This window comes from Paenarthrobacter sp. AB444, assembly GCF_028736865.1.
GTDB classification, from domain to species: domain Bacteria; phylum Actinomycetota; class Actinomycetes; order Actinomycetales; family Micrococcaceae; genus Arthrobacter; species Arthrobacter nicotinovorans_B.
Map to the genome: position 1 here is coordinate 86,967 of NZ_JAQZBY010000008.1, position 12,930 is coordinate 99,896.

At 63.8% G+C, this 12,930-nt stretch carries 12 protein-coding genes; 6 read left to right on the plus strand and 6 right to left on the minus strand.

Annotated features, from left to right (window positions below):
- Complete coding sequence (locus PQ627_RS11560; RefSeq protein ID WP_274261117.1) at positions 1-1,278, minus strand: branched-chain amino acid ABC transporter permease; 1,278 nt, start codon at positions 1,276-1,278, stop codon at positions 1-3.
- Between the two features lie 476 nt (positions 1,279-1,754).
- On the opposite strand from PQ627_RS11560, the gene PQ627_RS11565 reads away from it, so the two are divergent.
- Positions 1,755-2,663, plus strand: a complete 909-nt coding sequence (locus tag PQ627_RS11565; RefSeq protein ID WP_144662330.1) for a Bax inhibitor-1/YccA family protein — start codon at positions 1,755-1,757, stop codon at positions 2,661-2,663.
- 59 nt (positions 2,664-2,722) lie between these two features.
- Here PQ627_RS11565 and PQ627_RS11570 read toward each other — a convergent pair whose 3' ends face one another.
- The 3 genes from PQ627_RS11570 to galT are packed head-to-tail and all read right to left on the minus strand — an operon-like array spanning position 2,723 to position 6,319.
- A complete protein-coding gene (locus PQ627_RS11570) occupies positions 2,723-3,961 on the minus strand; it encodes an acetyl-CoA C-acetyltransferase (protein WP_274261120.1) in 1,239 nt (412 codons plus the stop codon).
- A 52-nt stretch (positions 3,962-4,013) separates the two neighbouring features.
- Positions 4,014-5,174, minus strand: a complete 1,161-nt coding sequence (gene galK / locus PQ627_RS11575; RefSeq protein WP_144662328.1) for a galactokinase — start codon at positions 5,172-5,174, stop codon at positions 4,014-4,016.
- Entirely contained in the window at positions 5,171-6,319 is a 1,149-nt protein-coding gene (galT, locus tag PQ627_RS11580) for a galactose-1-phosphate uridylyltransferase (RefSeq protein WP_274261122.1), read from the minus strand. The genes galK and galT overlap by 4 nt, the downstream gene beginning before the upstream one ends.
- Before the next feature lie 122 nt (positions 6,320-6,441).
- Here galT and PQ627_RS11585 point away from each other — a divergent pair, with 122 nt between their 5' ends.
- The 4 genes from PQ627_RS11585 to PQ627_RS11600 are packed head-to-tail and all read left to right on the plus strand — an operon-like array spanning position 6,442 to position 10,607.
- Positions 6,442-7,392, plus strand: a complete 951-nt coding sequence (locus tag PQ627_RS11585) for an aldose 1-epimerase family protein (RefSeq protein ID WP_274261124.1) — start codon at positions 6,442-6,444, stop codon at positions 7,390-7,392.
- Positions 7,393-7,452: 60 nt separating this feature from the next.
- Positions 7,453-8,733, plus strand: coding sequence for an AI-2E family transporter (locus PQ627_RS11590; protein WP_144662325.1), 1,281 nt, complete (start codon positions 7,453-7,455; stop codon positions 8,731-8,733).
- A 3-nt stretch (positions 8,734-8,736) separates the two neighbouring features.
- Positions 8,737-9,975: a threonine ammonia-lyase gene (ilvA, locus tag PQ627_RS11595; RefSeq protein ID WP_144662324.1), complete on the plus strand. Its 1,239-nt coding sequence runs from the start codon at positions 8,737-8,739 to the stop codon at positions 9,973-9,975.
- Between the two features lie 14 nt (positions 9,976-9,989).
- A complete protein-coding gene (locus tag PQ627_RS11600; RefSeq protein ID WP_144662323.1) occupies positions 9,990-10,607 on the plus strand; it encodes a rhomboid family intramembrane serine protease in 618 nt (205 codons plus the stop codon).
- A 144-nt stretch (positions 10,608-10,751) separates the two neighbouring features.
- On the opposite strand, the gene greA is transcribed toward PQ627_RS11600, so the two are convergent.
- Together greA and PQ627_RS11610 are read right to left on the minus strand one after the other, a co-directional pair.
- Entirely contained in the window at positions 10,752-11,246 is a 495-nt protein-coding gene (gene greA / locus PQ627_RS11605) for a transcription elongation factor GreA (protein WP_144661899.1), read from the minus strand.
- Between the two features lie 152 nt (positions 11,247-11,398).
- Positions 11,399-11,857: a DUF4307 domain-containing protein gene (locus PQ627_RS11610; RefSeq protein ID WP_274261129.1), complete on the minus strand. Its 459-nt coding sequence runs from the start codon at positions 11,855-11,857 to the stop codon at positions 11,399-11,401.
- Between the two features lie 88 nt (positions 11,858-11,945).
- Between PQ627_RS11610 and mca the strand changes: the two genes are divergently transcribed.
- A complete protein-coding gene (gene mca / locus PQ627_RS11615; RefSeq protein WP_144661901.1) occupies positions 11,946-12,851 on the plus strand; it encodes a mycothiol conjugate amidase Mca in 906 nt (301 codons plus the stop codon).
- Positions 12,852-12,930 lie beyond the last annotated feature (79 nt).

Consider the following 12,930-nt stretch of genomic DNA (forward strand, 5'->3'; position numbering starts at 1 on the left):
CTAACCCACACGCTCACGCCGGCCGAGGATACCCTGCGGTCGGAACAAAAGGACAACGATCATGATGAAGAGGGCTCCGACGTACTTGAGGTCGGCGGGAAGGCCGAAAACAGTCGTCAGTTCCACGAAGATGCCTACGACGATCGAACCGATCAGGGCACCGAATACCGTGCCCAAGCCACCGAGCGTCACGCCTGCGAAGATCAGTAACAGGATTTGGGAGCCCATGTCGAAGGTGACGCCGGGCCGGTAGTAGGCCCACAGGATACCGCCGAGCGAAGCCAGGACACCGCCTACGATCCACACGATCCGGATGACCGTGTCGACGTCGATGCCGGAGGCCGCCGCCAGTGCCGGGTTGTCGGCCACAGCGCGGGTTGCCTTGCCCAGGCGGGTCTTCAACAGGATGAATCCGATCAAGGCGATCACGACGGCGCTGATGATCAGCGACCACAGGTTGTTGGGCGAGATGGAGACAGGGCCGATCTGGATCTCTGCGCTCTGGGCCCCTGGCAGCTGTTGTGTGGCGCCGCCGAAGAAGAACTGGATGACGTACCGGATGGCCAACGCAAGACCGATGCTGACGATCATCATGGGGACCAGGCCGGAACCGCGCCGCCTCAGGGGCCGCCACAGACCTGCGTCCTGGACATACCCGAAGAGTCCGCCACCGACCAGGGCCAGCAGGATTGCGAGCCAGAAGGGGAAACCGAACCCGTTGAACATGAAAACGAGTACGGCACCGAGGGTGACCATCTCACCGTGGGCGAAGTTGGTCAGGCCCGTGGTTCCGAAGATCAGGGAGAGTCCCACGGCGGCCAGGGCGAGGAGGAGGCCGAAGCTCAAACCCGCGACCAGGCGGTTCAGGAGATTCTGCCCGAAGTCCTGTTGCTGGACCACGATGCCTTTACCGAAGGCGAAGATGACCGACAGGTTGGACGTCTGGCTGAACGTCACGTTGCGTGGATTCTCCTGGCCGTCGGCGAGCTTGATGCCATCAGGCAGCGTTGAGGTATCAAGCTCCACCTTGTAGGTGCCCTGAACAGGGACACCGATGCTCCACGCGCCGTTGGATCCGGAGGTGGCTTCACCTTCGAATCCGTTGCCGGAAGCCTTGATCTTGACGCCGGATATCGGGGCGCGGGCATCGTCACGGAGGAAGCCGCTGATGCTGTTCTGGAAATTGGTGGCGGATGGCGAAGGCGAGGGGGTGGTTGCCTCCGCCGCGGGGGCGGCGATCAGCAGAACAGCAAGGAGGGATGCAAACAGCGCCCCCATTGCTCTCCGCAGTCCCTTGGACCGTCTGATGGACGGGTCGCGCAGTGTGCTTCTCAAAATGGAAACCTCCACAGTGGGGGTGGTCCCGGCTGCGCCATTGCAACCGGTGCGAACGGGTCATGGGGCTTAAGAACAGTACTTGCCTGGCTGCCTCAATTGTGATCTAAGTCACCCATGTGTGGCCTATGTTACCGCTCGTGGAGACGAATGAATGCCCAGTTCGGGGGTGCAAAGGTAGCGATCAGATAACAACTGTGAAGCTATAGGCAACTAATAATGTAGGAGTCCTTAAGAAAATATTTGCCGTATGCCGACGTGCCTAAAGTTTCCCGCTGGGAAGCGTGACGCCCCGCGGATTCCTCCCAGGATCACGGTTGAGTTTCGTCTGGGTGAACGGGGGAACTTTCCCTGCCTTACGAGCGTGGTAATTGGTACCGTGAACTATCACTTAGCCCTTTCTCAGGAGGACACCCGTAATGGCACTTGGCGGCAACCCAGTCTTCAACGGAAAGAATTTCCGTGGAGCAAAGCAGGCCCCGCCTGTACCGCACAATCCGTACGGCCAGCAATTCAACCCTGCTGGCCGCGCCCCCGGCCAGGTCTTGGACGGCCAGGCCGCGTGGTCTGCCCAGCAGCAGAGCATGACCAACGAGCAGCTGCAGCAGATGTACAACCAGCCGGCGGCAGGCCCCGCTGACACCGGCCGGATGACGTACGACGACGTCATCATGAAGACCGTCGCCTGCCTGGTGGCCGTCGTGGTCGGCGCCGGCGTGACGCTCCTTGTTGCGCCTGGCTTGTCCAGCCTGTTGATGATTGTCGGTGCACTGGGCGGCTTCGTCCTTGCCCTGGTCAACACGTTCAAGAAGCAGCCTTCGCCGGCGCTGATCCTGGCGTATGCCGGACTCGAAGGCCTCTTCCTTGGTGGCCTGACCCGCATTCTGGACGGCATGTACCCCGGCGTCGGCCTGCAGGCCGTCATCGGCACGCTTGCCGTCTTCGGCGTCACCTTGGTGTTGTTCAAGAGCGGCAAGGTGCGCGCAACGCCCAAGCTGATGCGGTTCTTCATGATCGCGACCATCGGCTACGCAGTCTTCGCACTGATCAACCTCGTCATGATGTGGACCGGTGCCGTGCAGGAACCCTTCGGCCTCCGTACGAGCATCACCATTGCGGGTATCCCGCTGGGTGTCTTCATCGGAATCCTGGCCATCGGCCTGGCCGCTTTCTCGCTCATCATGGACTTCACCAGCATTGAAGAAGGCGTCCGTGCAGGCGCCCCGGAACGCTACTCCTGGGTTGCCGCGTTCGGCCTGACGGTGACGCTGGTTTGGCTGTATGTGGAAATCATCCGCCTGCTGGCCATCCTGCGAGGCGACGACTAGCCGCCAAAGCTCCACATGAAGAATGCCCCCGAAGCAATTCGGGGGCATTCTTCGTCGGACTACCTCAAACGTTCGAAAACGACCGCCATGCCCTGGCCGCCTCCGACGCAGAGCGTAGCCAGCCCCAGTGATCCGTCGCGCTCCACCAGCCCGTTGAGCAGCGTGCTGGTCATCCGTGCACCGGTCATCCCAAAAGGATGCCCCAGCGCTATGGCCCCGCCGTGGACATTGAGCTTGTCGGGATCGATCCCCAGTTCGCGGGCACTCGCCACCACCTGAACGGCAAAGGCCTCGTTGAGCTCCACCAGGTCAATGTCATCAATGGTCAGTCCGGCCAGGGCGAGAGCGCGGCGCGTGGACTCCACCGGGCCCATGCCCATCAGCTCCGGAGAGAGTGCACTGACGCCGGTAGATACCACCCGCGCCTGGGGTTCCAATCCGAGCTCGCGGGCCCGGGCGTCGCTCATGACCACCACGGCCGCCGCGCCATCGTTGAGTGGACAGGCATTGCCGGCGGTGACGGTACCCTCCGGGCGGAAGACGGGCTGCAGCGCGGAGACCGCCTCCAGTGTCACCCCTGCCCTGGGAGAGTCATCGCGGTCTACCACCACTCCGTCCTTGCGGGTGTACGGCGTGATGTCCCGGGCGTAGAAGCCGGAGGCGATGGCTGCCTCCGCCCGGTTCTGGCTCAATACACCCCACTGGTCCTGCTCGGCGCGGCTGATGCCGTAGCTGGTGGCAACGTTTTCGGCCGTCTGGCCCATGGAGATGTAGATATCAGGGAGGCGGCCGCCAAGCCGGGGATCGGTCCATGGAATGTTGGAGGCGGCCCGGGAGGCAGTGCGCTGGGCGGCGGCTGCGAAGGCTGGGTTGTGGTTGGCGGTATCGGTCTCGCCGGCGCCCGCCCAGTGTTGATAGCGGGAGACGCTCTCCACTCCGGCGGAGACGATCGCCTGGGCTTCTCCGGACTTGATGGCGTGGAAGGCCATCCTCAGGGTCTGCAGGCTCGAGGCGCAGAAGCGGTTGATGGTCGCCCCAGGCACCCTGTCCAACCCTGCCAGGACCGCGACCACCCGAGCCATGTTGGATCCCGCCTCACCGCTGGGTTCGGCGCAGCCCAAGAGGATGTCGTCCAGCCCCCGCCCGTCCTCGGCTCCGGGTTCGAAGCCCGGGATCTTGACCAAGGCGGCCTCCACCATGGCCGTGGCGAGGTCGTCGGGGCGTTCATCCTTGAGGGAGCCTTTGAAGGCGCGGCCTATGGGGCTTCTGGCAGTGGAAACAATGACGGCCTCAGTCATGGCCCCAGCTTACGCCCGGCATCCGCTGCTGGTCCGGGCGCAGGCTGTGAGGTCACACAAGACGCAGGGCGCCTGCTGCCGGGGTCACGGTGAAAATGTCCGGTGTGGTGTAGCCCGCTTCCGCGAAGGAACGCACGACGGCGTCCCTCACCTGCTGCTCCCGGCCCACGGGAGTCAGCGCTATGGCCGAGCCACCGAAACCGCCGCCGGTCATCCGTGCGCCGATGCTGCCGTTTGCCCTGGCAGTGTCCACGGCTAGATCAAGCTCCGGGCAGGAGATCTCAAAGTCGTCCCGCATGGAAACATGGCTGGCATCAAGCAGGGCCCCGATGCTCGCAGGCCCCTGTGTCCCGAGGACTTCCACTGTCTGGAGCACGCGATCGTTCTCCGTCACGACGTGGCGCACCCGCTTCAGCGTGGTCTCATCCAGCAGTCCGGACGCTTCCTCCAAACGTTCCACGCCGACGTCGCGCAGTGCTTTGACGCCAAGGATCTCGGCACCCAACTCGCAGGACGCGCGCCTGGAGGCGTAACCGCCGTCGGCGTGTGAGTGCGAGACCTTGGTGTCCATTACCAGCAGGACCAAATCCGAGGCCTCGGCATCGAACGGGACCAGTTCAACGTGCTGGTCCCGGCAATCGAGGAAAACTGCGTGGCCTTTCGCGCCGCGCAACGATGCAGACTGGTCCATGATTCCCGTGGGTGCCCCCACAAAGATGTTTTCCGCGCGCTGGGTGGCGAGCACGAGCTCCTCAGCAGCCAGGCCCGCGCCGGTGAGTTCATTGAGGGCTGAGATGACTGCGCACTCGATGGCATGGGACGAGGACAGTCCTGCGCCCAGGGGGACGTCGGAGTCCAACAGGAGATCGAAACCGGGGACGGCGATGCCGTGTTCCTGCAAAGCCCAGGCGACGCCCAGCGGGTAGCGGGACCAGCCATCGCCCGAGCCGGGTTCCAGGCCCTCCAGATCGGCCTCCACCATGCCATGGCCGCCGAAAGTGGACAGCATGCGCACGGTTGAATCGTCGCGGACGCGCAAAGCCACCTTCGCTGTCCTGTCGATGGCGAAGGGGAGGACGAACCCCTCGTTGTAGTCCGTGTGCTCGCCGATCAGGTTGACGCGTCCCGGTGCCTGCCACACGCCGTCGGGAGCGGCGCCAAAGGTTTCCAGGAAGCGGTCGGTGAGGGCGGTGGCGTCCGCGGTGGTGGTCATGCTCGGCTGCCTTCCATGGATTTGCCGGACGGTGCTGCAGCGACGCTACGCAGGCGCTCCGCCACGGCTTCGGGTGTGGTGTCGTTGATGAATGCACCCATGGCCGCTTCTGATCCGGCCAGGTACTTGAGCTTATCGGCTGCACGCCGGGGCGAGGTCAGCTGCAGGTGCAGCTGACCCGCGGGCCGGAGTACGGGGTCAAGGGGTGCCTGGTGCCATGCCGAGATGTAGGGCATGGGAGTGGGGTACAGGGAGTCGAGCCGCTTCAGCAGGTCAAGGTAGACATGCGAGAGTTCGCCGCGTTCCTCGCCGGTCAGGGCAGCGAGGTCAGGGACGCTGCGGTGGGGGACCAGATGGATCTCCAGCGGCCAGCGGGCAGCGAAGGGGACGTACGCGCTGAAGTGCTTGGCCTCGAGCACCATGCGGCTGCCGTCGTTGCGTTCGGCCCTGAGCAGGGATGCCGCGAGCGTTTCTTTCGCGTCGACGTCGTCGTAATACTTCCGGGCCACAGCGCCGAGCTGTGCTGCGCGCGGCGTCACGTAGGGGTAGGCGTAGATCTGGCCGTGCGGATGGTGCAGCGTGACGCCGATGTCGGCACCCCGGTTTTCAAAGGGGAACACCTGCTTGATGCCAGGCAGTGCGCTCAGCGCTTCGGTCCGCTGGGCCCATGCCTCGATCACAGTGCGGGCGCGGGTTTCGCCCAGCTCCGCAAAAGAACCTGTGTGCTGTGGCGTGAAGGCCACTACCTCGCAGCGGCCGAAGGCCGGGCCGGTGAGGCCGTGGCCGTTGTGTCCCGGCGCGGGCGCCGTGGGAATGTCGCCCAGAGCCGGTCCCAAGGAGGGGAAACGGTTCTCGAACACCACGACGTCGTAGTCAGGTGCCGGAATTTCGGAGGGGTTCGCCGGTGTCGTGGGGCAGATGGGGCACTGATCCGCCGGGGGCAGGTGTGTTCGGCTTTGCCGGTGCGCGGCGATGGCCACCCAGTCTCCGGACAAGGCGTCGTACCTGACGTCACCGGGCTCTCCGCGGGCGGGAAGCCGACGGTGATCCACCAGCGATTCCGGTGTCCTCTCCGGCGTTCCGGGATCGTCAAAGTAGATCAGCTCTCGGCTGTCCGCAAGGCGGGTGGTGGTGATGCGACTCATGAAATCATCATTCCACAAGTAACCAAAAACGCATAGTTTCTAACAAAATCAAACATATCTTGTTGCGGGCTTGGTGCCGGATCCGTAGCTGCCGCGATCGAAGAATGCAGTACCGTAATCCCATGCCTGCCTCTTCGTTGCCAGCCGACCCTGCCCATCAGACCGAGCCGCGCCGTTTCGCTACCGGACGGCAGTTCGAACTGCGCCGCGGGGACGCCGTCGCCGTGGTCACGGAACTGGCCGCAGGGCTTCGGCTATACGCCCGCGGTGGTGTCCAGCTGACGGAGACGTACGGCGACGACGAGATATCTCCCGGCGCCACAGGCATCACCCTGGCTCCCTGGGCCAATCGGGTGGAAGACGGGGTCTGGTACCTCGACGGCAAGAAGCAGCAACTGGACATCACAGAGGTTTCCCGGAACAACGCCAGCCATGGGCTGCTGCGCAATGCCGGCTACGCGTTGGTGGATGAATCCGAATTCTCTGTAACACTCGAAGCCACGGTCTTTCCCCAGCATGGCTATCCGTTCCTGGTCCAGCACCGGGTGCGCTACGAGCTCGACGACGCTCTGGACCTCCGCGTGTCGCAAACCCTGGTCAACCAGTCGCAAAGCGCGGCACCTTTCGTCTTGGGCGCCCATCCCTACCTCCGGCTCGGCGACACCGCCCCCGAAGACCTGGTCCTCACTGTCAAGGCGCGCACCCGGCTGGTAGCCGATGATCGGTTGATCCCACGCAGCACTGCCCCCGCGGATGGCCCCTACGACTTTTCGTCCGGTACCGCAGTGGGTCCAGCCCTTGTGGACGTCGCGCTGACCGACTTAACGTTCGACGGCGGCGTGGCCCGCCATACGCTTGCCGCCCCGGATGGCCGCAGTGTCAGTTTGGAGCAGGACGGGAACTGCCAGTACGTGCATATCTTCATCACCGACACCTTCCCGGGACGATCCAAGGCGGTGGCGATCGAACCCATGACAGGGCCGGCGAACGCCTTCAACAGCGGCGATGGCCTTCGGTGGTTGGCGCCGGGCGGGGATTTCACCATGAACTGGGGCATTGCCGCATCCCTCTAGCCCCTGCCACCGCCTGCGGGTCGGTTTCCCATACGGGGCGGGCTACGGAATTATGGTTTTATGACGCCTACGCCGGACGCCAAGCCCCGTTCTGACCGCCAAATCGCCGAGGACATCCCTTACGGGGTGCGCATAGCTGCCGCCTGGTCCTGGCGGGCAGGGCTGATCCTGCTTATGGTCGGTGCCCTGGTGTGGCTGCTGGGCAAGGTCAGTTTCCTCATTATTCCGGTGATGGTCGCGGCCCTGCTCGCGGGACTGCTCTATCCGGTGGTGGCCTGGCTGCGCAACCGCAAGGTTCCCAACGGCGCCGCGGTTGCCATCACGGTCCTTGGCTTCATCGGCGTGATTGCCGGCGCCCTGGCCTTGGTAGGGCGGCAGCTCGTCTCCGGGTTCGGCGAGCTCTGGCAGGAAGCCCTCACCGGAGTCCAGCAAGTTCAAGCCTGGCTGGCCGATGGCCCGCTGCACCTGACCGCGGACCAGATCGACAAGTACATCGCCGATGGTGCCAACGCCCTGCAGAACAACAGCAGCAGCATTCTCAGTGGCGCCCTTTCCTTCGGCAGCACCGCGGGCCACTTTGCCGCGGGCCTGGTCCTGGCATTGTTCATCCTGATCTTCTTCCTGTTGGAAGGAAGCCGGATTTGGGGTTTCCTGGTGCGCCTCCTGCCGAAAGCGGCGCGGCGTGCCACAGACGGCGCAGGCCGGAGGGGCTGGACCTCCATGGTCAGTTACGTCCGGATCCAGATGTTCGTAGCCTTCGTGGATGCAGTCGGCATTGGCGTTGGCGCCGCGATCATCCAGGTTCCTTTGGCGCTGCCCCTGGCGGTCCTGGTCTTCATCGGCTCCTTCATCCCCGTGGTGGGTGCACTGGTCACCGGCGCCATCGCCGTGCTGCTGGCCCTCGTCGCCAACGGCCCCATCAACGCCCTGATCATGTTGGCCATCGTCCTGCTGGTTCAGCAGCTTGAAAGCCACATCCTGCAGCCTCTGGTCATGGGCAAGGCCGTGGCCCTTCACCCGGTGGCAGTGATCCTCACCGTAGCGGCCGGCTCCTATCTGGCAGGCATCCCGGGAGCCCTGTTCGCTGTTCCGCTGCTCGCCGTAGTAAACACGGCAGTTCGCTACATTGCGGGCCGGACGTGGGAACATGATGAAGGGTTGGGCGGCGTCGAACTCCAAGGGGCGGCCGGCTCGGCCGGTCAGGACAATGACGCCAACTTCAAGGAAGCACACCTTCCCCGGCCCGAATCCCGTCCTGCAAAGGATGGCACCGGCAAGACCAAGGCCGCAGGCAGTAGCTCTGTTGAGAGAACTGTGGCCGACACCAATAAAGGAGAATAGTCAGTGAATACCCTCGATACCCTGCCCGTCACTCTGGACGATGTCCTCAAGGCGCAGGAGCTGCTCGGGGGCATTATTACCAAGACTCCTGTGGAGTCGTCGCGGGCGCTGGGCCACCTTGTGGGCGGGAACGTCTTTTTCAAGTGTGAGAACCTGCAACGTGCCGGCTCGTTCAAGGTTCGTGGTGCCTATGTGCGCATGGCCCGGCTGACAGCCGAAGAGAAGAAGCGCGGCGTCGTAGCGGCATCGGCAGGCAACCACGCCCAGGGTGTGGCAGTGGCTGCCAAGAGCCTGGGCATCAACGCCCGGATCTACATGCCCCTGGGCGTAGCCCTTCCCAAGCTGGCCGCCACACGCAGCCATGGGGCAGAGGTCGTCCTCCACGGCCACAATGTAGACGAAGCCCTCGCCGAAGCGCAGCGCTACGCCAACGAAACCGGGGCCGTCTTCGTGCACCCCTTCGACAACGTTGACGTCGTGGCAGGCCAAGGCACCATCGGTTTGGAGATCCTGGACCAGGTCCCCAACGTCGACACCATTCTCATGGGGGTTGGTGGTGGCGGGCTGCTGGCCGGCGTCGCAGTTGCCATCAAGGCCCGAGCCAAGGAGCTGGGCCGTGAGATCAGGGTCATCGGCGTCCAGGCAGAAAATGCCGCGGCCTACCCGCCGTCATTGGCCGCCGATGCGCTGGTGCCGCTCAAGAAAGTTTCCACCATGGCCGACGGCATCGCCGTCGGACGGCCCGGACAACTGCCGTTCAGCATCATCCGCGAGCTTGTGGACGACGTCGTAACCGTCAGCGAAGACTCGTTGGCCCGCGCCCTGATCTTCCTGCTGGAACGGGCCAAGATGGTGGTTGAACCCGCCGGTGCCGTGGGAGTAGCCGCCCTCATGGACGGCAAGATCGAAAACCCGGGGAACACCGCCGTCGTGCTTTCCGGCGGCAACATCGACCCCATGCTGATGCTCAAAGTCATCCAGCGCGGTTTGTCCGCCGCAGGCCGGTTCATGACAGTACGCATGATGCTCGATGACCGGCCCGGTTCGCTGGCCACCATCGCCCGCATCATCGCCGAAAATGATGCCAACGTCACCGGCCTGGACCACACCCGCTTGGGTGGATCCATCAGCATGGGCGATGTTTCCATCACCATCAACCTGGAAACGAAGGGCCACGAACACGGCGAGCAGGTCCTCGGCGCCTTGCGGGCCGAAGGCTTCCAGCCCATCGTGGTGCACTGACGGGAGGGGCGGCCATGGTGCTGGGAACACCTGAGGGACCAAAGGCCGACGCCGAGGAATCGCTGGCGGGCCGGGCAAAGGGCGGGCTGCTCTTCATGGGCGGTTTCGTGATCCTGCTCTATGTCATCGAAATCCTGAACACGCTGATGCGGCATGCCCTTAATGCCACCTTCGGGCTGCGACCCCGTTCCATGGACGGCTTCCTGGATATCCTGACCTTTCCGTTGCTGCACGCGAACTTCAACCACCTGATTTCCAACACGTTGCCGTTGATCATTTTCGGCTTCCTGGTGTTCCTGTCCGGAATCCGTGTCTTCATCACGGCTCTGGCGTTCAGCTGGCTGGGCTCGGGACTGACGGTGTGGCTCATCGGCGGGGGAGGGGTAACCGTGGGAGCCTCCGGCCTGGTATTCGGTTTCTTCGCGTTCCTGCTGGTCCGGGGCTTCTTCAACAGGAGCTGGTGGCAGATCCTGCTCTCCGTGGTGCTGTTCATGGCTTACGGCAGCATCCTGTTCGGCGTGCTGCCTACGGTGATGGGCTACATTTCCTGGCAGGCCCATCTCGGCGGAGCAGTGGGCGGCATCATCGCTGCGATACTGCTCCGCCCCAAACCGGCAACCGCCATCCCCTGACCCAACCAGGGGACAGCAGATGCTCCACTGAGCCCGCATAGCGACGTTTGCTGTCCCCCAGTTGGGTAGCCGGGCAACGCAAAACGCCGGCCCCCTCCGCGAAGGAGGGGGCCGGCGTCGTCGTTTTATGGCGCTGTGTAAGCGTTAGCCGGAGTACGGCTTGGCGGAGACGATCTCCACCGCGATTTCCTTGCCGTTCGGAGCGACGTAGCTGAGGCTGTCGCCTTCCTTGTGGCCGATGATGGCTGCGCCGAGGGGCGACTTCTCGCTGAACACGTCGAGGTCGGAATCTCCGGCAATTTCGCGCGAACCCAGCAGGAAGGTCTCTTCGTCGCCGGCGATACGGGCAACAACCAGCATGCCGGGTTCGACAATTCCGTCGTCGGCCGGTGCTTCGCCAACGTGGGCGTCGCGAAGAAGGACGGTCAGCTGACGGATGCGGGCTTCAATCTTGCCCTGCTCTTCCTTGGCTGCGTGGTATCCGCCGTTTTCCTTGAGGTCGCCTTCCTGGCGGGCAGCTTCGATCTTCTGGACGATTTCCGCCCGGCCAGCGCCGGAAAGGTGGTCCAGCTCAGCCTTCAAGCGGTCGAAAGCTTCCTGGGTAAGCCAAGCCGCAGTGGCGCTGTTGGTGGTAGACACGGATTTCTCCTCTGGATCTGACAATGCAAAAGACCCCGCCTCGCTGGCCACTCGTACAACTCAGTAACCAACTTAACGGGGTGAAGGTTTCATCCATTGTAGTAAATCCTCTGGACGAACCCAAACCGGTTGAGCCGTGGGTCACACAGTTGTTATTTCCCGCTGTCCACTATCCAGCAGTTGTCCACCACGCCCGAGACCGCCGGGGACTCGGTCCGCAGGGTTGTCCGCTGGATGGTGGTCCGCCCGCCATCCGGGGTGTTCTCGGGCTGGTTTGCGCCGATTTCCACCACTTCCCAGCCCACCACGGCGAACTTGGAGTCCAAGGCCTTGATGGCACACTTTGCGGTGGCACCGGGGGATTTGCTGACCTGGTAGTCCACTTCGGCCTGGGTGTCGTCCACGGTGCTGTAGCCAATGTCTTTGAACGTCACGGGAGCCTGCGCGGACCCGGTTGCAACATAAGCGGCCAGTCCGATGGCAACCACCAGGGCGGCGATGACGATGTTCCGCTTGGTTTTGCGTGTCATGGCGCGCTTTTGGCCGCCGTAGCGATTGGCTAGGCTGGTGCTTGCCGGTACGTGGGTGGCCGAAGGGTCCTCTGAAGTCACCCATCCAGTTTAGTGCCGAACCGGGTGGCTCCTTGCCGCCGCACGAGCCACACCCCTGAGACCAGATCCATGAAAGAGGAGCCGTCACGTGAGTGCGTCCAGCAGTTCCGACCAGCAGCTGCGGCTGCTCGCCGTCCACGCCCACCCGGACGATGAGTCCAGCAAGGGTGCAGCAACCATGGCGATGTATGCTTCCGCCGGTGTGGAGGTCATGGTCGCCACGTGCACGGATGGATCCCGTGGAGACATCCAGAATCCCGCCATGGAGGATGCCCCGCATCCCAAGCGTGACATGGCAGGCGCGCGCCGCCTGGAGATGGCCAATGCGGCAGCTGTCCTGGGCATCCAGCAGCGTTGGCTCGGCTTCGTGGACTCCGGACTGCCTGAGGGTGATCCGCTTCCGCCGCTGCCGCCAGGATGCTTCGCGCTGCAGCCGCTTGAGCGGGCAACTGCTCCGCTGGTGCGCCTGGTCCGGCAATTCAAGCCCCACGTCATCCTCAGCTATGACGAAAACGGAGGATACCCGCACCCGGACCACATCATGGCCCATAAGGTGGCTGTCGAGGCTTTCGAGGCCGCAGGTGATCCTGAGCGTTATCCCGGCATGGGCGAACCGTGGACGCCGGCCAAGCTGTATTACGACCGCGCCTTCAGCCCTGCACGTTTCCGTGCCCTGCACTTTGCCCTGGAGGAGGCCGGCCTGCAGTCTCCGTATGCTGAGCGGTTGGCGGCATGGTTGGAGGCCGATGCCGAGGGGCACACGCCGCCCACCGGCGGTCATGAGACCACTACCCAGATCGACTGCGGCGACTTCTTTGAGGTCCGCGACGACGCCCTGCGGGCCCATCGGACCCAGATCGACCCCGTGGGCTTCTTCTTCGCCGTTTCGCCCGAGCTGCAGCGGACCGTCTGGCCATGGGAGGACTACACCCTGATCAAGTCCCGGGTGGGCTCCGAGCTGCCGGAAAAGGACCTGTTCGCAGGGATAAGATAGGAACACCAGTAGTTTCTATCGTTCGTAGAAATTGCTGTATGGCCCTCCAGCATCCCGGTTCCGGTTCGCCGGCCGGCAC